19 protein-coding genes are annotated in these 21828 nt (G+C 52.2%); 14 read left to right on the forward strand and 5 right to left on the reverse strand.

Annotated features, from left to right (window positions below; translation table 11 throughout):
- Positions 1-7 precede the first annotated feature (7 nt).
- The 4 genes from C7W93_RS19500 to C7W93_RS19515 are packed head-to-tail and all read left to right on the forward strand — an operon-like array spanning position 8 to position 3672.
- Positions 8-829 (forward strand): phosphate/phosphite/phosphonate ABC transporter substrate-binding protein, encoded by an 822-nt coding sequence (locus C7W93_RS19500; protein WP_108441896.1) that lies wholly within the window; start codon positions 8-10, stop codon positions 827-829.
- A 30-nt stretch (positions 830-859) separates the two neighbouring features.
- Positions 860-1972 carry an ABC transporter substrate-binding protein gene (locus tag C7W93_RS19505; protein WP_108441897.1) on the forward strand — a complete coding sequence of 371 codons (1113 nt, stop codon included), beginning with the start codon at positions 860-862 and terminating at the stop codon, positions 1970-1972.
- Positions 1973-1981: 9 nt separating this feature from the next.
- Positions 1982-2863, forward strand: a complete 882-nt coding sequence (locus C7W93_RS19510) for a proline/glycine betaine ABC transporter permease (protein ID WP_108441898.1) — start codon at positions 1982-1984, stop codon at positions 2861-2863.
- Positions 2860-3672, forward strand: coding sequence for a glycine betaine/L-proline ABC transporter ATP-binding protein (locus C7W93_RS19515; protein ID WP_108441899.1), 813 nt, complete (start codon positions 2860-2862; stop codon positions 3670-3672). The genes C7W93_RS19510 and C7W93_RS19515 overlap by 4 nt, the downstream gene beginning before the upstream one ends.
- Before the next feature lie 94 nt (positions 3673-3766).
- Here the strand turns inward: C7W93_RS19515 and C7W93_RS19520 are convergent, their stop codons facing one another.
- Positions 3767-4786 carry a formylglycine-generating enzyme family protein gene (locus C7W93_RS19520; protein WP_108441900.1) on the reverse strand — a complete coding sequence of 340 codons (1020 nt, stop codon included), beginning with the start codon at positions 4784-4786 and terminating at the stop codon, positions 3767-3769.
- 303 nt (positions 4787-5089) lie between these two features.
- Between C7W93_RS19520 and C7W93_RS19525 the strand changes: the two genes are divergently transcribed.
- The 6 genes from C7W93_RS19525 to C7W93_RS19550 are packed head-to-tail and all read left to right on the forward strand — an operon-like array spanning position 5090 to position 11545.
- Complete coding sequence (locus tag C7W93_RS19525) at positions 5090-5632, forward strand: GspH/FimT family pseudopilin (protein WP_108441901.1); 543 nt, start codon at positions 5090-5092, stop codon at positions 5630-5632.
- Positions 5623-6180, forward strand: coding sequence for a type IV pilus modification protein PilV (gene pilV / locus C7W93_RS19530; protein WP_370446486.1), 558 nt, complete (start codon positions 5623-5625; stop codon positions 6178-6180). Before C7W93_RS19525 ends, pilV begins: the two co-directional genes overlap by 10 nt.
- Positions 6177-6962: a PilW family protein gene (locus tag C7W93_RS19535; RefSeq protein WP_108441902.1), complete on the forward strand. Its 786-nt coding sequence runs from the start codon at positions 6177-6179 to the stop codon at positions 6960-6962. Before pilV ends, C7W93_RS19535 begins: the two co-directional genes overlap by 4 nt.
- Complete coding sequence (locus C7W93_RS19540; RefSeq protein ID WP_225869941.1) at positions 6959-7645, forward strand: PilX N-terminal domain-containing pilus assembly protein; 687 nt, start codon at positions 6959-6961, stop codon at positions 7643-7645. Before C7W93_RS19535 ends, C7W93_RS19540 begins: the two co-directional genes overlap by 4 nt.
- Before the next feature lie 12 nt (positions 7646-7657).
- Complete coding sequence (locus C7W93_RS19545) at positions 7658-11053, forward strand: PilC/PilY family type IV pilus protein (RefSeq protein WP_108441903.1); 3396 nt, start codon at positions 7658-7660, stop codon at positions 11051-11053.
- Positions 11054-11071: 18 nt separating this feature from the next.
- Complete coding sequence (locus C7W93_RS19550; RefSeq protein ID WP_108441904.1) at positions 11072-11545, forward strand: type IV pilin protein; 474 nt, start codon at positions 11072-11074, stop codon at positions 11543-11545.
- A 40-nt stretch (positions 11546-11585) separates the two neighbouring features.
- Here C7W93_RS19550 and C7W93_RS19555 read toward each other — a convergent pair whose 3' ends face one another.
- A complete protein-coding gene (locus tag C7W93_RS19555) occupies positions 11586-14330 on the reverse strand; it encodes a sulfite reductase flavoprotein subunit alpha (protein ID WP_108441905.1) in 2745 nt (914 codons plus the stop codon).
- Between the two features lie 297 nt (positions 14331-14627).
- A complete protein-coding gene (locus C7W93_RS19560) occupies positions 14628-14867 on the reverse strand; it encodes a helix-turn-helix domain-containing protein (RefSeq protein ID WP_108441906.1) in 240 nt (79 codons plus the stop codon).
- 534 nt (positions 14868-15401) lie between these two features.
- Between C7W93_RS19560 and C7W93_RS19565 the strand changes: the two genes are divergently transcribed.
- Positions 15402-17471, forward strand: coding sequence for an ATP-binding protein (locus C7W93_RS19565; RefSeq protein ID WP_161539964.1), 2070 nt, complete (start codon positions 15402-15404; stop codon positions 17469-17471).
- Between the two features lie 56 nt (positions 17472-17527).
- Here the strand turns inward: C7W93_RS19565 and C7W93_RS19570 are convergent, their stop codons facing one another.
- Complete coding sequence (locus C7W93_RS19570; protein ID WP_146177588.1) at positions 17528-18274, reverse strand: hypothetical protein; 747 nt, start codon at positions 18272-18274, stop codon at positions 17528-17530.
- Positions 18275-18370: 96 nt separating this feature from the next.
- Here C7W93_RS19570 and C7W93_RS19575 point away from each other — a divergent pair, with 96 nt between their 5' ends.
- The 3 genes from C7W93_RS19575 to C7W93_RS19585 all read left to right on the forward strand — a co-directional run bounded on the left by C7W93_RS19575 (position 18371) and on the right by C7W93_RS19585 (position 20602).
- Complete coding sequence (locus C7W93_RS19575; protein WP_108441909.1) at positions 18371-18976, forward strand: DNA-3-methyladenine glycosylase I; 606 nt, start codon at positions 18371-18373, stop codon at positions 18974-18976.
- A 153-nt stretch (positions 18977-19129) separates the two neighbouring features.
- Positions 19130-19675 (forward strand): hypothetical protein, encoded by a 546-nt coding sequence (locus C7W93_RS19580; RefSeq protein ID WP_108441910.1) that lies wholly within the window; start codon positions 19130-19132, stop codon positions 19673-19675.
- A 198-nt stretch (positions 19676-19873) separates the two neighbouring features.
- On the forward strand, positions 19874-20602 hold the full coding sequence (locus tag C7W93_RS19585) for a pseudouridine synthase (RefSeq protein ID WP_108441911.1): 729 nt from the start codon (positions 19874-19876) through the stop codon (positions 20600-20602).
- 117 nt (positions 20603-20719) lie between these two features.
- Here the strand turns inward: C7W93_RS19585 and argB are convergent, their stop codons facing one another.
- Positions 20720-21622 (reverse strand): acetylglutamate kinase, encoded by a 903-nt coding sequence (gene argB, locus C7W93_RS19590; RefSeq protein WP_108441912.1) that lies wholly within the window; start codon positions 21620-21622, stop codon positions 20720-20722.
- Between the last annotated feature and the right edge of the window lie 206 nt (positions 21623-21828).

The raw sequence follows: 21828 nt of genomic DNA on the forward strand, positions 1-21828 counted from the left end.
AACCAACATGACCCATTGGAAAGTAGCTTTGCCGATGTATAACGTCGGCCCTGTTTTGATCGAGGCTTACACGCAATTTTTACGCGCTGTGATCGCCGGATTGCGGGCGCGTGGCTGGCGCGATGAGATCGAAGTCGTCAGCGCAATCGACGATCTGGAAAGTTTCTGGCTGCGCCCGGATATGTTGCTCAGCCAAACCTGCGGGTATCCTTTGATGACGGCTTTACGTGACCGCGTACAACTGCTGGGCACGCCGATGATGGCGGTTGATGGTTGCCATGATTATTTTTATCGGAGTGTGATTGTGGCGCGGGCAGAGGATGACCGCGCGGATCATAAGTTACACGGACTGCCAGGCTTTCGGGGCACTATTGGCGTGGTCAGCCAGTTGACGTCGCATAGCGGGATGAATGCTTTGCGGCACAGCATTGCGCCATTTGCCCACTCCGGCTGTTTTTTTGCTAAGGTGCAGCTATCGGGATCGCATTTGAACAGCCTGGCGATGCTGCGAAGTGGCGCGGCAGATCTGGCGGCGATTGATTGTGTGACGTTTGCCTGCGCCAGCCGGTATTTTCCTGAAAAAGTCGCCGGTTTGCGGGTCGTGGAGCACACTATTGCTGCGCCGGGGTTGCCGTTGATTGCGTCGCTTCAGCTGGATCGGTCACAAACGACTTTGCTGGCAGAGGTGGTGGCATCGGTATGTCATGATCCGCAGATTGCCGGGCCGCTGCAGATTAGCGGATGGGCGCGCACGACGTGGCAAGACTATGCAGCTATGATGGCGATCGAGCAGTACGCTGTTGCCCTCGGTTATCCGGAGGTGGCATAGCGAAGACAAACCAACACGAGAGAGCTAACCATGACAATTTATCCCTTGCAGGGCATTCCCAATTTTGTCGTTAGCGCGATAGTTCTTAGCGGTGCATTGCTGGTCAGTCAGTTGGCATTGGCGGTAACACCTGCAACTGCGGCAACTGCTGCAATTGCTGCAACTGCGACCAGCGCTGCCTCGGACAAGTCGCCGTGGTGTGCCAGCGGCAAGATGGTGAAATTTGCCGGGCTCAATTGGGAGAGCGCCTCAGTGCTGACCGAGGTCATGCGCACCGTTATGGAGAGGGGTTACGGCTGCAAAACGGAGACCATTCCCGGCAATACCGTGGCGATGGAAGTTGCCCTCTCCAAGAATGATATTCAAGTGCTGGCCGAAGAATGGATTGGCCGCAGCGATGCCTGGAACGTTGCCGCCAAGGCGGGCACTGTAATCCCGCTGGGCAACGTAATTGTCGGTGCCAGTGAAGGCTGGTATGTGCCCGAATACGTGATCAAAGGCGATGCCAGTCGCGGTATCAAGCCGATGGCGCCGGGACTCAAAGCAGTGACCGATTTGCCTGCCTATAAAACCTTGTTCAAAGACATCGAAGAGCCATCCAAAGGGCGCTTTTTGAATTGTCCGACCGGTTGGACTTGCGAGGGCGTGAATACTCAAAAATTGAAGGCTTACAAGCTGACCGATAGTTATGTGAATTTCCGCCCCGGCACCGGCCCGGCGCTGGATGCGGCGATTACCTCGGAGTATCAGCGCGGCAAGCCTATCGTGTTTTATTACTGGGCACCGACGGCGTTGATGGGGAAGTTCAAATTTGTGAAGTTGCAAGAGCCAGCTTTCAACGACGCTTGCTTTAAGACGTTGTCGGATAAAGATCATACAAATCCTTGCGGAACCGCATCGCCGGTGGCAGTGATTCAGGCAGGCGTCTCGAAAGTCTTCAGAGACACCGATCCGGTGCTGAGCGGATTCTTGTCTAAATTTAATATTCCGCTTGATCTGCTAAATAAATCTCTCGCTGAAATGGCCGACCAAAAACTCGCGGCAGCGCAAGTCGCGCAGTTGTTCTTCACGCGTCATCCAGAAATATGGACAAAGTGGGTGCCGACGGATGTGGCGACCAAGATCAGCGCCAGCACGAAGTAACGGGCTGCCATGTTTGTCTCCCTCTCGCTAAAACAGGCCATTAATAATGGCGTTGAATGGTTGGTGGCGCACTACGGCAATACGCTGCACGCGATTAGCGACGCTGTGTTGACGTGGGTATTGGTACCGCTGGAAACCACGTTGCGCGCAGCGCCTGCCTGGTTGGTGTTGATCGGCGTCGGCTTGCTGGCTTTGCATGCAACGCGGCGTCCTGTCGTCAGCTTTTTGCTGGTCGCGATGTTGTATCTGATTGGTGCGTTCGGACTGTGGGATAAATTGATGCAGACATTGGCATTGATGCTGGTATCCACGGTGCTGACGTTGTTGATGGGACTCCCGCTGGGCATCTGGATGTCGCGCAGTACCTGGCTGCGGAAATTGCTGTTGCCGGTGCTGGATGTGATGCAAACGTTGCCAACTTTTGTCTATCTGATTCCGGTTTTGATGCTATTTGGCTTAGGCAAAGTCCCCGCGATTTTTGCGACCGTGGTGTATGCGTTACCGCCGTTGATTCGGCTGACCGATCTGGGGATTCGTCAGGTCGATCCCGATCTGACCGAGGCGGCATGGTCCTTTGGCACCAGTAAATGGCAATTGCTGATCGGTGTGCAATTGCCATTGGCGCGACCGAGCATTATGGCGGGTATTAATCAGGCGACGATGATGGCGCTGGGAATGGTGGTCATCGCGTCGATGATCGGGGCGCGTGGGCTGGGCGAAGACGTGCTGGAAGGAATACAGACGCTGGATACCGGCACCGGTTTGCAGGCTGGTGTTGCCATTGTGATTTTGGCCATCGTCATTGATCGCATCAGTCAGGGCTACGGTTTGACGCGCCGTCAGCGTATCGCCCTGAATCAGCCAAAAATAAAAAAACAGACCTTGAAATGATAAAAATCGAAGCACGTGGCATCGTTAAAATCTTCGGACCGGACGAGCAGAAAGCGCTACGTCAATTGCGCAATGGCAAAACTAAAGCGGCTATCTTGCAGGAGAACAATTGCAGCGTCGGTCTGGATCATGTCAACTTGCAAATCGCGGCGGGGCAGATTTTTGTCATCATGGGTTTGTCTGGCTCGGGGAAGTCTACTTTAGTGCGCCATTTCAACCGCCTGATCGATCCTACGGCGGGTGAAATATTTATCGATGGTCAAAATATTCTGACGCTTGATACCGCGGGTTTGCGCGATTTTCGTCGCCGTCGTATCAGCATGGTGTTTCAAAATTTTGGTCTGTTGCCGCATCAGACGGTGCTGGAAAATATCGCCTACGGTTTGCTGGTGCGAGGCGATAATCGCGCCGCTAGTCTGGCGGTCGCCCGCGACTGGACTGCGCGGGTCGGCTTGTCCGGTTACGAGAATAACTATCCGGACGAACTTTCCGGTGGCATGCGTCAACGTGTCGGTCTGGCGCGTGCCTTGGCAATGGATACCGATATCGTGCTGATGGATGAGGCTTTCAGTGCGCTTGATCCGCTTATCCGCAGCGAGATGCAGGAGCAATTGCTGGCGTTGCAGGCGACGCTGAAAAAAACCATCGTTTTTATTACCCACGATCTGGACGAAGCTTTGCGCATCGGTAATCGTATCGCGATTTTGCGTGATGGAAAACTGGTGCAAGAGGGGATGCCGATAGATATTTTGCAATATCCGGCTGACGATTATGTGCGGCGGTTTGTGGAAAAACGGCAGGCGGTTTGAGGCGGAGGCGAACCAATTTGCGTTGCCTCCGTACCTCTGATTCAGCGCCATGCGTTATGGATGAACATCGAATTAGTGCTGGATAAATTTCAAATTATTGTTCAAGCAACAAACGCATCCCCAGCAATACGTAGCGCGTTTCAGGCGTGTTCCAATTCCGATATGAAGCGCGTGCGTAAAATGCCCAGGTATGCCAGGAACCACCGCGACGCACACGGACGGCACCATCTGCAGGGCCTTGCGGATCGTTGATGGGAGAATGCGCGTAGTAGTCCTCGCCATACCAATCGGATACCCATTCCCAGGCGTTGCCATTCATGTCATATAAATTCCAGGCATTGGGCGTAAAACTGCCGACCGGTGCCGTGAATGCAAAACCGTCATGTCCGGTCAGCGCATAGCGATCCCACTGCGTCCAATTTTTTGCGGTGTCCTGATCAAAAATATTGGCATTTTTTAGTTGTGACTGCGGGTCATTATCACCGCTGCAATAACGCATACGCTTGCCTGCGCGACAGGCATACTCCCACTCTGCCTCTGTCGGCAGCCGATAATGCTTGCCTTCCGTTTTACTCAGCCATGCCGTCAGCGCTACCGCGTCGTTCCAGGTGATATTCACGACGGGGTGATCGTCTGTTTGCACAAAACCAGGATTCTTCCAGGAATACAGGGGATTGCGTCCTTCAAATGCATCCTCACGCTGGGTTTTTTTGGGGTCGTAAGCGGGGTTGTAGCCATAGCCACCGGTGCCGTCTTTGATCGACTCTGGAACATAACCTGATTCAGTCAGGAAGCGGCGGAACTGGCCCACTGTTACTTCGGTTTGTTCGAGATAAAAAGTTCGGGTAATACGGACTTTGTGGACCGGGGCTTCATCTGCAACGTCGGTTAAGCGATTGCGTTCATATTGTGGGAAAACGGTCGCCAATGTATCTGGCGAGTCGTCACTGCCCATCAAGAATTCTCCCGCGGGGATAGGCACAAATTTCATACCGAGAGTATTTTCAATGACCTGGGGAGTCTGGCTTTGGTTTGCGGCACAAACTGTTGTGCCCCAACAAATGCTTAACGCGAACAGCGTGATAATGGAAGAACGGCGATATGACTGCTTCATCGTTATTCCTTTTGATGACGTGATTGAGGTGAATCGTTCTTTTACGGGACTCTCTTTGGTAGCCGGGAAATTGGTCTATTTTTCCGTCGTAGTTTTGATGCCAGAGAGCCCAGTCATAGTTATAGTCCGATGTGGCAAAAATGTAACTATTTCCCAACGGCAATCTTAATTTCGTTTTTTTCTGCACAGAAAGTGATGCTCTTTGTGTAAGGTGTTTCTAGGGGGCATCATGTCGTTGTTTTTAGGGAGACAAATCACCCAGAATTATCTGAATAAAAATTATATTCTGGTAACATATTTCCTATGATCACCGTTCCCCACCGCCAACAATCTGGATTCACTTTGATAGAGGTGATGATCGTCGTCGCTATTATGGGAATTTTTTTGGCTTTGGCGACACCTTCGCTGGTGGCGACGACGCAACGGTTCCGGGCGCTTGGAGAGATGAGCGGCTTTGTAAAGGACTTGCAATTTGCGCGTTCTGAAGCGATTAAACAAGGCTTGCCGGTAACCCTTTGCGCATCTTCGGATGGCGCGACTTGCCTGTCCTCCACCACGTGGAATACAGGATGGATTATTTTCGCGGACCCGGCCGCCAATAAGACCGTCGGGACTATCCTTCGGCTGCAAAAAGGCTGGACGGGCACCGATACTTTGGTTGCTGACAATAGCGTGTCGTCTCTGACATACAGCAGAGATGGTTTTATGATTGCGCTTCCCGGGACAGGGGCCGTTACTTTCACACTGCACACTTCGCCTGCAACTACGCTCACTACACAATGCGTCGCTATCATAAAAACCGGCCGACAAGTCGTGCAAACAGCTGGAACGGGGGCATGCACATGATGCTGATGAAGCGTGTGTTGCGTACGCCACTGCCGTTAGCTAGTGGCTTCACATTAGTTGAAGTATTGGTGGCGTTGGTGGTAACTGCCGTGGGTTTACTTGGATTAGCCAAGATGCAGGCATTGGCCGTTTCTGGCGCAAAGAATTCCGGCAGTCGTTCTCTGATGGCGTTGCAAGTTGGCAGTTTGGTATCCTCCATGCACGCTAACGGCGCATATTGGAATACCGCGCCGTCAACCGCATTTACGGTTACCGGCACCACGGTGACAGACTCGACCGGAGTTCTTAGCGCGACGGTTTCTAGTCAATGCACGACCAAGTGTTCTCCCGCAAATATGGCGGCTTCTGACGTGCAGAACTGGGCCGCCGGTATGCTCCAACAATTTCCTACCTATAACGCTAAAGTCAATTGCACCAATAGCACCGGCCAACCAGTGAGTTGCCAAATATATATTACCTGGAGTGAAAACAAGATCGCTGTCAATACCGCGACCACGGGTGGAAGCAACGCCCTGACACAGTCTTTTAGCGTTTTTATAGAGCCATGAACCGCCGCCTCTTACCCCGCATGGCGCAGAGCAAGCGCGCGATTCTTGTCCGCAGAGATGGACGACTGTCCGGTTTTAGCCTGATCGAACTGATGATTGCGGTCGGTATCGGCTTATTTCTTCTGGCCGGAATGCTGGCGATTGTGTTCACGCTGAGGAATAGTTTTACTACGCAAGACAATGTTTCCCGCGTACAGGAAAGTCAGCGGTTTGCCCTGACAGTGTTAGACACGACGGTGCGCGCCACCGGTTATTTCACTAATCCGACGACGACCACTGTGACCACCGCGCTACCGGCGGCAGCCACAGCTAATCCGGATGGGACCAAGTTCGCTGTGGCGCAGGTAATTACCGGCACCGCTGGCACCAGTCCAGCTAGCGATACCCTGAATGTGCGCTTTCAAACGGCGAACAATGACGGTTTAATGGATTGTCTGGGCGATACCAATACCAGCGGATCGCCGGTAGTGTGGAGCAACAGTTTTGCGGTCGACGCTACCAATCATCAATTGACCTGCGCCATCAGCGTCAACGGCGGCGCGCCGGGGACGCCTAGTATTCTGGTCGATAACGTGTCGTCAATGACCGTGTTATACGGCGTGGATACGGATGGCGATGGCAGTGTCGATACGTATATGCCCTTTGCTTCCGTCGCCTCCACTATGACCGTGCTGTCGGTAAAAATTTCGATTGTATTTATGGATCTGGTTAATTCGACTCCAACTTCGGCCAAATTGCTCCCCGCCCTTGTTCACACTATTAGTCTGATGAACGTCCCATGAGCCGCTATCATTTTCCTGTCATGGACGCGGCATTGGTCCTGCCATTGGTGCCGCGATCATCGGCAGGATCGGCCCTGTCGGTCGCAGTCGCGCGATCATCGATCTCAACAAATTTACCTGCGCCCGCAAAGCGTAAGGGTTTTGCGCTGATTACGTCGTTGCTGATTCTGGTCATGCTGACCTTGCTCGCTATCAGCATGTTTCGCGGTTACGGATTGCTGCAAAAAATTGCCGGTAATGTTCGAGAAAAAGAACGTGCGTTTCAGGCCGCGCAAAATGCGCTGCAATACGGTGAATGGTGGTTGGGGCAGGGTTCGCCCGGTCTTGGCGCTACCTGTTCCACCACGGCCACAGTGACGTCTATCGCGACCATGCGCGCTTGCGCAAATTTACTGACTAATGTCACTGATCCGGCTAATTGGGCGGGCAGTCTGATTTATACGCCGCCAGCCATGATAGTGGCGGCTGGCGGCGGTACAGCCACTGATGGCAATGCCAATCTGGATATCAACTATGCAGCGCCACCACGGCTCTATATTGCTTACCTTGGCTTATCGCCTAGCGGTCAGCAGGCGCTGTACTCGGTCACCGGCGGTGGTTTTGGCGGTAGCAATAATAGTGTGGCCGTGGTGCAAAGCGTGGTTGGCATCATGTCAAAAGTCACACCTCTGGATAATCCTTAAGAGATGCGCAATATGAAAATCCACAATAGAAGCATGGCTAACGCGATGTTGGTGTTGATGTTCTCGGCAGCTGCGGTTGTGTCGCATCCTGCGTATGCGCAGCAAGTCGCCAACGACACCCTGACCGGTTCTTCGTCAAGTTATGCGTGGAAAACCACCGGTGGTGCTTGTCTGACAGCGGGCACCGGTGTCACAAGTACCATTCCTGCTTGCAAGGGTCTGGCCTATTACAGCGGTAAGACCTTGGTAGGAGGTTATAACGGAACGTTTCCAGATCCGGTCGGTAACGGTGCGCTGCGACTTACTAACGGGGACACCACTAGCGGTGGATCAAACGGCAACAACAATACTGGCTCAGTTATTTCGACTACGCCATTCCCTACCAATCAAGGGGTGCAGATTACTTTTTCTGCTGTGACGTATGGGGGTAATGGGTATTCGAATGGGTCACAAAACTCCGGTGCCGACGGACTCGCTTTTTTTCTGATGGATGGTAGTAAGACCCCAGTGCCGGGGGCTTATGGGGGTAGTCTGGGGTATAGCTGCTCACAAGGAAAATCGCCTGCCGATGGTGTAAATGGTGGCTATCTTGCGGTGGGGATGGATGAATTCGGTAACTTTTCTAATAAGAGTGATTCGACCTCGGATGGTAATGGCCCTAATCCGGGTTCGATTGTTGTGCGTGGTTCCGGCAGTATTACGGGTGCGGCGTTAACGGCGGCATATCCAAAATATTATCCGACCACCCTAAGTTCTTCTGGGAACTTAGTGGCAGCGGTGCAAAGTACCTGTAAGACTGGTTTTGTACAAGATTGGAGTAGTGGCTCAAATAACGGTTCCACCAGTATTAAAATTGCCGATTACAACCTTCTTACGGCACCGATACCTGTTGTAACATCCACAAATACCATCCCCCTATTCAACCAAGAGGCGATCAAAGCGCCAGTACGCGGCGCTGCAAATACGTTTACGTATGCCTTAAGTATCACGCAGGATGGTTTGCTTAGTCTTTCGTATAGTGTGAACGGCGGCAATGCAAATAACCCCATCGTAAAACAATCGATTACTGCTGGGAATGGGCCATTGCCAACCAATTTTCTCTTTGGTTTTACTGCCGGTACAGGCGGTGGTAGTAATGTCCATGAAATTGTTTGTTTTAAGGCCGCACAAATTACCGCAGCATCGAATGCCTCGGGTACTAACGTGCAGCAGGCTGCTCAAGTACGAGCTGGTTCCCAAGTGTATTTGGCGTTTTATCATCCGGTAAATTCCTGGGGACAGCTTACTGCGTCAAATCTGATGACCGATGCTTCTGGGAATGTCACCATCAATTCTACGGCGAACTGGGATGCCAATTGCGTGCTTACGGGTGGTGCATGTTCTGCGACGCGTGTCACGACGGCAGCCGCAGCGCAAGGCTCAACCGCACGCAGTGTCTTGAGTTGGAATGGTGCGGCAGGTGTTCCTTTTCAATACGGTAGCTTGTCAACAGCGCAGCAGGGTCTCTTGGGAACCACCGACGGCACCACGCGCACTGCTTTTTTACGTGGTGATCGTACCAACGAGATTACGACTGCGGGCGTGGGGCCGTACCGACTGCGCAATAGCGTGCTGGGCGATATCATCAATTCCAGCCCAACGTGGGTTGGCCCTCCGTCGACCAACTATACGGCAGCAGGAACAGATTTTGTCACGCAAAAGGCTATTCCTGAATATGGTGCGGCCTATACCGCATTCACTACAAGCAACGTATCAAGGGCTCACGTCGTTTATGTCGGTGCAAACGATGGCATGCTACATGGCTTCCGTGCCGGAGCGAACGATGCGACTGGCGCGTTCAGCAACGCCGTCACGCCAAACGACGGTCAGGAATTGCTCGCTTATGTGCCAGCCGCAGTCATCAATAGCATTCACCCGTCGGGGACCCCAAGTCTGGATTTTTCGTCACCGCAATATGCGCACAATAACTACGTCAACGCGACTCCTGGAGTGGGCGACCTGTATTACAAAGGTGCTTGGCATACCTGGTTGATCGGTGGCTTAGGACCAGGCGGCAACGCTGGCGGCACGGTCGGCGATACTACCAGTACCGCGACTGGGGCGGTGTATGCATTAGATATCACTGACCCAACACAATTTTCAGAGGGAAATGCCGCTAAACTGGTGATCGGCGAATGGGGTTCGACCGCAGTAGTGGGGAACGTTATTTCTTGCGTGAACGATACTCTCTCAGCGCAATGCAGCAACAGTCTGGGCAGCGTGTTTGGCACACCGATCATTCGCAGATTACATGACGGCAACTGGGCGGTTATTTTCGGTAACGGACATAACAGCGCCACTGGTACTGCTGGTGTATATGTGATGACTGTGAATTACGCCACCGGCGCAACTACTTTTCGCTTCCTTGATACTGGCGTGAAAAGCATGACGAACAAAAACGGGATTGACTACGTCTCTTCTGCCGATCTGGATGGCGATCATGTTACCGATTATTTGTATGCCGGAGATTTCCTGGGCAACGTCTGGCGTTTTGACCTGACCAGTAGCGATCCGACCAAATGGGCCGCCAGCAGCAGCCCGATGTTTACGACGACCAGCGGACAACCGATTACTACGCGTCTGACCGTCAATTCGGTGATTCAAGCCGTTGGTTTGCCGCGGATTATCATTGCATTCGGTACAGGACAACAATTTCCGCAAACGCTTTCCAGTACGGCAACTTATGCGACTGGCACACAATCCCTGTATGGCATCTGGGACTGGAATCTGAGCGCCTGGAATGCTGCCAGCAATACCGATTATGCAACGCTGCCAGCCACCCCGGTGCAGAGCTATACCACCGCAAATCTGCAATCGCAGACGATCACGACGGTTACTACCGCCAGCACAGACGGTACTATCTCAGGCTATCGCACGGTGTCCCAAAATGCGGTTTGCTGGTCAGGCCAGGCGGTGACAGCAGCTTGCCCGGCCGGTACCAATACTAAATTCGGCTGGCAATTGCAGTTGTCTTCAAACTCAACGACAACCGCCAGTGAGCAGATTATTTTTAGCCCGGTAGTCGCTTTCGGTACTTTCCTGGTCAATACCACTATTCCGACGATCAATCAGGTCTTGAGCTGTACCATCCAACCGCCGTCTGGTTTTACAATGGCGATATCCGCAGGTACTGGCGGCGCGCCGACATCGTCATTTTTCGCGACTGCTTCTGCAAACGCCGGGTTTGTGGCTGCTAACTCAGCGATTATTTCCGGGCTGGGTTTGAGTGCGACCGGCTCGCCATCGATTGTTACCGCAGCGGGCAAGCCTTTCCTGGTGCAACAAACCGTTTCAGGACAGGGCGTTGTGACGCAAGTCGACCCACCAAGTGGCAATGCCAGTCGTCTGACCTGGATCAAATTGCGTTAATCGAAAAGAAAGCCAACTATGCGAAATGTCGTCCGCCGTGCGTGCAATCGGCCGCAGCTGAAGCGCTCAGCCCCTAGCGGTTTTACGCTGATTGAAGTCATGATCGTCGTCGCGATTATCGGGATTTTGGCGGCCATTGCGGTGCCGTCTTATCGTGTGCAGGTATTAAAGGGGCATCGGGTTGATGCCAAAGTGGCGCTGCTGGATTTGGCGGCGCGGGAGGAAAAATACTTTGCGACAACCAATACTTATACAACATCCAGCCTTGCGCTGAATTATGGCGCATCGACATTTCCGCCGATCAGCACCACAGGGACTAGCTATTACACGTTAACGGTGACGCAGGTCACGACGACAGATTTTACTGCGGTAGCAACGCCGACCGGGACCCAAGTTGCGGATGCCTGTTATTCCTTTAGCTTGAATAATCTTGGCGTGCAGGCGAATGCGACTTCAGCCGGGGCGGTGAATACGACTACCGGCTGCTGGTAGTCGTATCCATCATCTAGTCGGTCATCCCGCATCAGAAAAGTCAATATACATCCCGCCGATAACGTCCCGCCGCGATCAAATCATCGAGCGCATCCTCACCGAGGATGTCGCTCAGTGCGCTATCCACCCCTGCCGCCATGCCATCCAAACTGCCGCAAACGTAAATAACCGCGCCTTGCTGCAACCATTTGCGTAACTTGTCTGCCGCCAGACGCAAGCGATCCTGGACGTAGATTTTTTCCGGCTGATCGCGAGAAAACGCCAAATCAGCACCCGACAATACGCCATCCGCCAGCCATTTTTCGATTTCATCGCGATACAGAAAGTCATGCGCCTGATTGCGTTCACCAAACAACAACCAGTTATCGTGCAGCTTTTGCTGTGCTCTGGAGCGCAAATGGCCACGCAAACCAGCAATGCCAGAACCGTTGCCGATGAAAATACAAGGCGCATCGACGGCCAGCAATTCAAAGCCGGGATTAGGCAGCAAGCGCATCTCGACTTCAGTCCCCAGCGGCAGATGTTCAGTCAGCCAGCCGGAGGCAAGACCCAGGCCGTCTTCATGGCTGACCTGACGCACCAGCAAATGCACGCTGCCGTCTTCAGGAATAGATGCGATCGAATACCGACGCGTGCCTAACGGTTGCAACTGGTCAGCCAATTGTTGCGCGGTCGTGATCAAATCCTTCGCAGGCAAACTATCCTTGCCGGGATTCGGCAGGATGCTACGCGAGAGCAAGCTTCTCAGCGGTAGTTGTTGGTGATTGTGTTGAACCAACGCAGCACCATCCAGTGCCCATCGTTGCAGAAAAAAGTCGACGCGCTCGATGGCATGATGCGGAACAATTTCCACCAAAGCGCCAGACGCCCAGTTCGCCGCAGGCTGATCGGAAAGCGAGAATTCAAGGTGAAAAATCGGTTCGCCCTGACTGCCGGGATTGCTTTGGTGACGAGTACTCAGACGCCATGGCTGATAAGGCGTTGGCAAGCGTGCAGCAATTTGTGCACTAGTATTCGGGCTGACCTGCGTATTTGGAGATGGTGTAAGCGCAATGTTTTCGACAGTGGTCCCGGCCAGCTCACGCAACGCTTGTTGCCAGCGCGCTAACGCAGCTTCGTCGCCATTGTCGACTTCTATCATCGGAAAAAACGCCTGTGCGCCCTGACTGTGCAGCCAATGATCGAGCGTGTGACCGAAGCCGCAGAATTGCGTGTAGCTGCGATCGCCAAACGCCAGAATGCCGTACTGCACATGCGGTAACGAATTGCCCGATTGTTGGGCTAACTGACGGGCAAAGCGCCGGGCGCTATCAGGCGGATCGCCTTCGCCAAAGGTGCTGACAACCAGCAACACGCGATGAAAGTGGCGTAGACGCTCTGGGTCTAACGTGGACAATGCCTGTATCTTGACCGCTACTCCTGCGGCTTGTAAAGCGGCAGCGGTGCGCAAGGCCATGCTTTCGGCGACGCCGGATTGACTGGCGAAGGCGATCAGCAGCGGTGATGTCTTATTGGCGGCGGTGGGCATCGCGCTACCGGCGGGACTAGTTAAGGGACTGTGCGGCGCAGCCAGAGCGGCACGTTCGGCCCGTACCGCACGTTTTTTGCGGCGACGGTCAAGATATAACATCCAGCCGGTGATACCGAATAAGGGCAGACCAAGACCTGCAAATGTCATCAAAATGCGGCCAGTCAAACCGAAATACGATCCCATATGCAGTGAGTAGACGCTGCTAATCAGTTGGCCGCCAGCAGACTTATCGGCATAGCGATCAAGCTCGATCACGTTGCCGGTCAGCGGTTGCACGCTCATTTGATTGCGGGCGCGTTCATGTGGAGGATTGCTATCCAGATAATTGATCTGGACCGGCTTGCCAGCCCGTTCAGGTAAACGCAAACGTGCCGTGCTATAGCCGCCAGTCTTTGCGCTTTCTTGTAAAAATACTTGCCATGCCTGCGCCAACGCTGGCGTTTGATCTGCGTTATTTCCATCAGCTGCATCAGCGCCATCGCGTTTTTGGCGTCGCCCAGAAGCCTGATCAGCGTCACCCGCACCAGATTTTTTCTTGCCCTCAGCCTGCTTTGGTTGCATTTGTTTAGCGCTTTGATTTTCGCCCAAGAGCTGATTCGTGCCGTCCTTAAACCAGTCAAAAGCCCAATACAAGCCGGTCAGACTCAACACCAGATACATCACCAGCGCCCAAGTGCCGACGACCGAATGCAGATTCCACAAAAACGCCCGTCCAGTCAGCGCGAAGTTCACTTTGAACCAGTTGCGCCATGCCAGCGGACGCCGCGGCCAGCGTAAATAGAGACCGGAGAGTGCCATGAAAATCAGACAGAGCGCGAAGCTGCCGGTCAGCACTTTGCCGATCTCTTGCGGTAGAAGCAACCAGCGATGAAAGCGCTCGATAAACTTGAAAAAATCGTTGCCTTGCAATCCCTGCAGTACTGCTCCGGTCAGCGGATTGACGTAGGCCAACTCCCCGCGCTTCATGCCCGGTTCCGGCGCAAAATTGATACGCGCCGTGGTACGCGGATCGGCATACACAGTCACTTGTGCGATGCGCTTGCCAGGTTGCGCTGCCTGGACATGCAGGACCAATTGATCCGGCGTCAACGGCGTGCCCGTGTTGGATGCAATACTTAATACGCCCGGATTCAGCAGGTCCAGTAACTCTTCCCTAAATGACAAAATTGCACCCGACAGTCCAATCAGCATCAGCAGGGTGCCGACAGTAATACCAATGAACCAATGCAGCTGAAATAAAATTTTCTTAAACATGTCAGGAATAAAAGAGCAGGGTGTGTTGATGAGAATTGGCGAGATCATTTGATGCGTACGACGTAGATAACGCAGCAGTCTGTGAGCGATCAGTCATCACGCAATACAAGCATTGCGGCCTAAACGGCAGGACTGATGAGCGGACGTTTTTTGATAGCTATTTAGATGGCATGCCGATAGTTATTCGCCATTATTATACGAGACAATAATCATTATCATTCGCATTAAATGTCGAAGTAATCACTTTATGTTGCTTTTTTCTGCAAGCCGAATTCGTACTTACACCATGATGGCAAGTCAAATATCCTCGGTTGCCGATGGCAGAGGATCGACCCCGGCCAGTTGATTGAGGCGGACTTTTAAAGCCTCTGCGATAAGCAGCACCGTGCTTAATCGAGGATCCTTTGTCAGGCCGTGCAAAATCTTGTTGATGGTGGGATGTGGCAGTGTGGTCAATCTGGCTAATTCTGCTTGAGATATTCCTGCAAGCTCCATTGTTTTTTGTATATTTTTAGAAACTGTGGGTCGCGCAGTCATAGTTGCTTTTTGAAATATGGAGCGAGGGAGTCAGCTTAAGATTGCACCTTTTACTCCTATAATCAGAGAAGCAGCCTCTTATGAAATTAACTTTTAAGTCAATTTAGCGCATGCCAAACTACTTTTGGTTATTTCCTTTAGGTAATTATTTGTCACAAAACATTGACCTTTTCTCTTAAAAATGCTGTATGTAAAAACAGTATTTCATGGATTTGTAAGTATAATCCGCTCACCATCGTTCCCGCTTTGCCTCCACATTTTTTGCTACCCACCGTTTAGGGCGCAAAAGGCAGGACGCGACGAGATATCTTCCAACTGCAAGCGGCGTTTATAAACGCACATTTGCCATTGCTTAATCCGCAATTGCGTTTGTTTGCTGGAAACATTATTCACTTTCACACACGGGGTGTTATGCGCATAGCAATAAGACGCTGCTGGCAGATACTTGTTTTACTGGGGGTTATTGCCTGCTTGTTGAGCTTGCTGCTGGTGCAGGCGCATGCGCAAATTAGGACTCTGCCACCACCGCACACGTTGAATCTGCAGCTTTTTTCCGCTGACGAGCGGGCATGGATCAAACAGCATCCCATCGTGACGATCTCTGGCGATCCTGACTGGCGACCGCTTGAGTATGTCGAAAATGGCGTCTACAAAGGTTTGGCGGCCGAATATCTGCGCGCGATTTCAAAGATCACCGGTCTGGCATTTGCATTCGTTCCTGTCGATGGTCCGGCTGCGGCTCTGGAGGCAATGCGTCAGGAAAAAATCGATTTGATGCCCAGAGTGTCAGAAACTTATGCCGAGGATGGTTTCAGATCGAAAGTGATTTTCAGTGCGCCCTATTTTATCGGGACAACAATTATTGTCAGTGCGGCCAATGCGCCGATCATTTTTGATCCGCGCAAGCTCAACGGTAAAACCGTTTCCATCAAGGCTGGCGGCGCTTATGAGCAGGAAATCCGACAACGTTATCCGCTGATCAAGTTGTTGCCGCAACGTAATTCCGATACTGCGCTTAAAGCCGTGGCCGATGGTCGTGCGTATGCCGCGATAGGGGTGGACGTGGCGACGCAGCCTTTCTTAAAGCGTAAATATTTAAACACGCTACAAATCTCTGGCACGATCGGGCACATGCCCGCCACCATCTCAATGGCGGTGCGCCATGATTTGCCGATTCTTGCTTCTATCATTGATAAATCGCTGGCATCGCTGACGGCGTTGCAAACGAATGTGATGCTCGACGAATGGCTGGAAGAGTCGGATTATGGTGCGCCGTCCTGGGGCACCCTGACCCAATATTACGCGGGGGAGCTGACCGTATTGGTGCTAGCGATGGCGCTGGTTATTTGGTTCGCGTTACGGGCTAAGGCAGCGCAGCGGTCGGCCATCCGCACAGAACGCTCGAAATCGGATTTTCTATCAGTGATGAGCCATGAAATTCGGACCCCGATGAACGCCATTCTTTCTTCGGTGGAGCTGTTGCAGCGCTCGCGGCTTGCGCCGCATCAGCAAGAATTAATTACCGTGGCCGGGTCGGCTGCGGATGCGTTGATGGGGTTGTTGGATGATGTGCTGGATTTGTCCAAACTGGAAGCGCATCGGCTTGAGCTTGAGCAGATTCCGACTGATATCGTCGCGCTGGTGCAGACGACGATTAGCATGGCGGCGATCAAGGCAGCTGAAAAGGGCTTGCCACTTTTGCTGGAAAGTCATCTGCCGCTGAATCTCGATGTTGCGGTTGATCCCACGCGCTTGCGTCAGGTGTTGCTGAATTTGCTCTCAAATGCGGTCAAATTTACCGAGCAGGGCAGCGTGACGGTCAGCCTGCAACTCTCAAAAGCCACGCAGATTACCGCCTCCGTGTTGCAAGTGACGGTGACCGATACCGGTATTGGGATTGCGACTGCGCAACAAGCCCGGTTGTTTAACGCATTTACGCAAGCGGACAGCGCGACAACGCGCCGCTATGGCGGCTCTGGTTTGGGATTGACGATCTGCCGTCAACTGATTGAGTTGATGCAAGGGACGCTGGTGCTAAAAAGTGAAATCGGGGTCGGCACAACGATGTGTTTCACTATCCCGGTGACGACGACAGAGCGGCAATTTGTACCGTTCAATATTACGTCGCCGATTATCCAGAGCGCGGTACCCGCCGGGCCTTCGGTCATCCCTGCAGTTCCTACTATTCTGGTAGTCGATGACCATCCGATTAATCGACTGGTTATTCAGCGTCAGTTAGAGGCGCTGGGTTGCAATATTGTGCTGGCTGAAGATGGCCGTGCCGCGCTGGCAATTCTGGCGCATCGGTCATTTCCGTTGGTGTTGCTGGATTGCTATATGCCCGGTAAAGATGGTTATCAGGTGGCGCGTGAAATCAGGTTGGGTGAAGCGCGATCAGGCGCAGGATGTTTGCAGCGCATGCCGATTATCGCGATTTCTGCTGCGGTGGATCAGGCCCATACGCAGCGCTGTTTTGATGAGGGCATGGATGGTGTGCTGAAAAAACCTTTACGTATGGAAGATTTAAAGAAGCTGATTGAAACCTGGTGCGATGTTGATCTGTCGTTGACATCTGATGCAACGCCAGCAGCGGCTTTGGACTGAGAAACGCGCAATACCGTTGGAGGATTGCGCGTTTTTACTACGACGATTGCATGGGATTAACGATTTGGATGCAACGCGCTGGGACCGCGGCTTTGATTGCTATCGTCTCCACCGCGATCTGACCATCTTGAAGGGATAGGGGATTCAAAGTTAGATGCCGAAGGCGTGTACGGGTTTTCTCGTCTTTCTATTTTTGTGTGCAGGGCTTGCGCCTCTTGACTGCTTTGAGTCGATTGCCCGGCATAGAAATTGGCGAGGTTGGCGTGTCGTTGCGCTTGTTCGGTATAGTATTCCCTCTTGTCGGGGTGATTTTTTTTGTTTTCTGCCTCTGCTAGGCTTAACTTCAAACGATATCCTTGATCTGATGACGCTAGATTGTTTGCGCGCGAGCTTGCTTCCAAATCCTTTATCGCACGCCGCTGGTCGTCGGATTCTTGTGCGGAGTTTCGCCCATAGTAGTCTTCTCGCGCTTTACTGCCAGAAGCGTCAGGTTGTCGATAGTTATCGGGCGCATTGCTCGATCGGGCCCGGTCTGCTTGGTTGTCCGCATGTCGTTGTGCATTAGCATCTTGAGAAGCATTTCCGGCATGGTAATTTTCTTCGGGTTTACTACCGGAAGCGCATGGTTGCCGGTAAGAATCATGGCCGCCGCCAGAAGCGTCATTTCTGGCGCGATCCATATGGCAGGTGGCAGCGGACACCAGATTACTGGCAAATGTCGTCGGCGTGTTACGGAATGGATTTGCAGTAAAAGCAGCGACAACAAAGCCGCTGAAATTCAGCGCACTGAGTGCATTCATCATAAATTTCCTTTCAGAAAAGAAATGAGATTAACGTAAATGCACACGAGAGTTTTCTGGATTTTTAACATGTAAACGTGGAAATTTCTTAATTCGACTATGACAAAAAAGAAACCAATCGCCGTAGAGCCTGCCGAAATACCAACCCGTTGCGGATGGGCCAATTTCAATAATCCGCTGTATCTTCGCTATCACGATGAAGAGTGGGGCGTGCCCTGTCACGATGAACTACGGTTATTCGAGATGCTGAATCTGGAGGGTGCGCAGGCAGGATTAAGTTGGGAAACTGTGCTCAACAAACGCGAAAATTATCGTGCCGCGTTTGATGGCTGGGATGCCGCTAAGATCGCTGCCTACGATGCAGACAAGGTGGCGGAACTGCTGGCAAATGCGGGGATTATTCGCAATCGTCTGAAGGTCGCCTCCACGATTACTAACGCGAAAGCCTACTTGCGGATGTGCGACGAGGTCGGTGGACTAGATCCGTATTTGTGGGCTTACGTTGATGGCAAACCAGTGCAAGGAAATTGGGGCAGCGGCAATCCTAGTCCGGCAAAAACAGCGTTGTCGGATGCCATTTCAAAAGATCTGTTGAAGCGCGGCTTTAAATTTGTCGGCTCAACGATTATTTACGCTTATCTGCAAGGTATTGGATTGGTGGACGATCATACGGCTGAGTGTTTTCGGCATCACGGTGTGAAATAAGTCAGCTTCAAAAATCATCAGAAACCATCTTCACGCAAAACCTAGCAAAAAGCCCTTTTCGGCTGAAAATTTATAATAGGTGCATGACCGCAGTTATCGGCGCGACTCCTGTCACAGAAAGAGTCAAAAGCGTCGCCATCGAAGGAGGCCGTTATGATGCTGCATCGCAGAATCGCTATCTTGTTAGTGAGTTTGATGGTGTTGGCGTTATTTCCCGCCGCTGATGCTGATGCTGATGCTGATGCTGGTGGTGATACCGCGCTAAAAAACTGGTTCAATGATCCTTTTATCCAAGTCCGCAATGCGCTGCCCGCGTGCCCGCTGCCACTTGGTCCGATGATGACCGAAGACGATGCTCGCAAAGAATCGCACTGGCGGGTGGAGCGTGGTACTAGTTGCTGGCTAGCCGGACAATGCAGTAAGCCTAACTCCTACGCTTATGATCATGACATTAGCAAAGCGGTGGCAGCCCACTTTGCCAAGAAATCCGCATTTGCCAGAAGCAGTTTATGGCTGACCTTTCAGCGCCGCTTTGTTTGGGTGGAAGGCTGCACCGATGATCCCGCCGTAACTGCCAGTGCACTGGAAGCCTTTGTACGCACAGAGCCGGATGTGGAGAGGGTGATTGTTAATCTGAGGCATCTCGATGGCGCTAAAAGCGTGCTGCCTGTCCCGTATCCCGTGGCGACGGGGCAATAATATTTGGTCGTCAATACGGCATTTTTGTGCAATTTGCGGCTGCTTTATTTACGTGTTTGTTGGCCTGTTCAACGCAGAATACAAGAATAACGCTGGCGACCTGTGTATCATCCGGGAGATCATTTTGGACCGTTGCAGCATTAAAACGGCGCTATTTATTATTCATTCGACCTTTTTTACGCATTTCACACCGCATCCATGAGCAAACTGACCTTAGACCGTATCCTGCAATCGCAGGGCGTCGGCACCCGTAAATATTGCCGCACGTTAATCGACGACGACGAAATCAGCATCAATGGCGAGATTGTGAATGATTACCGCAGCAAGATCGAAACCGACGGTCTGACCTTTGTGCTGTTCGATGAAGAATGGGTCTATCGCGAACAGGTTTATATTGCCTTGCATAAACCGCCGAACATCGAATGCTCACGCAAGCCTAGTCATCATCCCGGTGTGTTGTCAATTTTGCCAGAGGAATTCACCTGGCGTGAACTACAGCCGGTCGGGCGTCTGGATCACGACACGACCGGCTTGTTGCTGATGTCGGACGATGGCAGTTTCATCCACGCGCAGTCATCGCCTAAGCGCCACGTTCCTAAAGTCTACGTCGCTACAACGCATGATCCGGTCACGCCGGAATTGGTGGCGCAATTATTAGCGGGCGTGCAATTAAACGATGAGCCAGCGCCATTGGCGGCAGTCAGCTGCAAAATGATCGATGATCACCATATCGAAATCATTTTGGAACAAGGTAAATACCATCAGGTGAAGCGCATGCTGGTCGCCGCTGGCAACCATTGCGTTGCGCTGGAACGGACTGCTATTGGCGGGGTGACACTGACTTCGCTGGGGTTGGAAGAGGGCGATTGGTGTTATCTGACGCCGGAACAGTTGGCGCTGCTGGTGCCTGCGCAAGTGGCTGCTTAAGTGTAGTTAAGCGCCCTCAGAATGGGCGCATTTGTATAACTGCCTACATAAAAATAGGGCGGACCAGCATCTTGCTGGTTCGCCCTATTTTTTTTACCGATACTTCCCGAGACGTTTTTAATGCGAACGAATCATGGTGCCAAAAGCCTGTTCGCTCAATACTTCCAGCAGCAGCGAATGCTCGATACGGCCATCAATAATATGCACCGCATTGACGCCAGCTTTGGCCGCGTCTAGTGCTGAAGAAATCTTTGGCAACATACCGCCGGAGATCGTGCCGTCTTGAAACATTTCGTCGATTTCACGTGCTGACAAATCTGTGACCAGATTACCGTCTTTATCCTGAACGCCCGCAATATTGGTCATCATGATCAATTTTTCTGCGTGGAGGATTTCAGCGATTTTGCCCGCGACGACATCGGCATTAATGTTGTAAGCCTGACCGTCTGCACCAAAACCAATCGGTGAAATGATCGGAATAAAGGCATCGTCTTGCAATGCTTTTACGACCGCGGGATTGATCGCCTCAATCTCGCCGACGAAACCTATATCCAGAAATTGTCCCGGATTTTGCATGTCTGGCATTTTCATGCGACGCGCACGGATCAGGCCGCCGTCTTTGCCGGTCAAACCAACCGCCTGACCGCCGTAATGATTGATCAGCATCACGATATCCTGCTGGACTTCGCCGCCCAATACCCATTCAACGACTTCCATGGTTTCTTCGTCAGTGACCCGATGACCCTGGACGAATGTCCCTTGCTTGCCGATTTTTCTGAGCGCATTCTCGATTTGGGGGCCGCCGCCGTGGACGACTACCGGATTCATGCCGACCAGTTTGAGCAAAATGACATCGCGCGCAAAGCCGTGCTTCAGGCGCTCTTCGGTCATCGCGTTGCCGCCGTATTTGACGACGATGGTTTTGCCATGAAATTTGCGAATATATGGCAGCGCCTCGGCCAGAATTCCGGCTTTTACTTTAGGAGCAATAGTGGCAAGTTCATCGGTCAAATCGAGCATGAGATATCCTGCGAGAAAGTCTGGAAAGGTGGACAGTAAACCGCGTATAAGTGTGCGACCAAAGTTGGCCAAGTGCAATGCACAAATAGGCGTGCGACGATGGGCGCGATTTTACATGGAAAAGTGGCTGCCTGTTGGATGCGTAATACGGATGTTTGGATAAAATGCAGAATTTAAGTAAGTACGCAATAAATCATAGGATAGTG

The sequence above is a fragment of the Glaciimonas sp. PCH181 genome (genome assembly GCF_003056055.1).
Classification (GTDB): Bacteria; Pseudomonadota; Gammaproteobacteria; order Burkholderiales; family Burkholderiaceae_D; genus Glaciimonas.

What these genes read in the sequence shown, in the direction of transcription:
- C7W93_RS19500 (WP_108441896.1), top strand. Translation starts at nt 8, where the DNA reads ATGACCCATTGGAAAGTAGCTTTGCCGATGTATAACGTCGGCCCTGTT.
- C7W93_RS19505 (WP_108441897.1), top strand. Translation starts at nt 860, where the DNA reads ATGACAATTTATCCCTTGCAGGGCATTCCCAATTTTGTCGTTAGCGCG.
- C7W93_RS19510 (WP_108441898.1), top strand. Translation starts at nt 1,982, where the DNA reads ATGTTTGTCTCCCTCTCGCTAAAACAGGCCATTAATAATGGCGTTGAA.
- C7W93_RS19515 (WP_108441899.1), top strand. Translation starts at nt 2,860, where the DNA reads ATGATAAAAATCGAAGCACGTGGCATCGTTAAAATCTTCGGACCGGAC.
- C7W93_RS19520 (WP_108441900.1), bottom strand. Translation starts at nt 4,786, where the DNA reads ATGAAGCAGTCATATCGCCGTTCTTCCATTATCACGCTGTTCGCGTTA.
- C7W93_RS19525 (WP_108441901.1), top strand. Translation starts at nt 5,090, where the DNA reads ATGATCACCGTTCCCCACCGCCAACAATCTGGATTCACTTTGATAGAG.
- pilV (WP_370446486.1), top strand. Translation starts at nt 5,623, where the DNA reads ATGCACATGATGCTGATGAAGCGTGTGTTGCGTACGCCACTGCCGTTA.
- C7W93_RS19535 (WP_108441902.1), top strand. Translation starts at nt 6,177, where the DNA reads ATGAACCGCCGCCTCTTACCCCGCATGGCGCAGAGCAAGCGCGCGATT.
- C7W93_RS19540 (WP_225869941.1), top strand. Translation starts at nt 6,959, where the DNA reads ATGAGCCGCTATCATTTTCCTGTCATGGACGCGGCATTGGTCCTGCCA.
- C7W93_RS19545 (WP_108441903.1), top strand. Translation starts at nt 7,658, where the DNA reads ATGAAAATCCACAATAGAAGCATGGCTAACGCGATGTTGGTGTTGATG.
- C7W93_RS19550 (WP_108441904.1), top strand. Translation starts at nt 11,072, where the DNA reads ATGCGAAATGTCGTCCGCCGTGCGTGCAATCGGCCGCAGCTGAAGCGC.
- C7W93_RS19555 (WP_108441905.1), bottom strand. Translation starts at nt 14,330, where the DNA reads ATGTTTAAGAAAATTTTATTTCAGCTGCATTGGTTCATTGGTATTACT.
- C7W93_RS19560 (WP_108441906.1), bottom strand. Translation starts at nt 14,867, where the DNA reads ATGACTGCGCGACCCACAGTTTCTAAAAATATACAAAAAACAATGGAG.
- C7W93_RS19570 (WP_146177588.1), bottom strand. Translation starts at nt 18,274, where the DNA reads ATGATGAATGCACTCAGTGCGCTGAATTTCAGCGGCTTTGTTGTCGCT.
- C7W93_RS19575 (WP_108441909.1), top strand. Translation starts at nt 18,371, where the DNA reads ATGACAAAAAAGAAACCAATCGCCGTAGAGCCTGCCGAAATACCAACC.
- C7W93_RS19580 (WP_108441910.1), top strand. Translation starts at nt 19,130, where the DNA reads ATGATGCTGCATCGCAGAATCGCTATCTTGTTAGTGAGTTTGATGGTG.
- C7W93_RS19585 (WP_108441911.1), top strand. Translation starts at nt 19,874, where the DNA reads ATGAGCAAACTGACCTTAGACCGTATCCTGCAATCGCAGGGCGTCGGC.
- argB (WP_108441912.1), bottom strand. Translation starts at nt 21,622, where the DNA reads ATGCTCGATTTGACCGATGAACTTGCCACTATTGCTCCTAAAGTAAAA.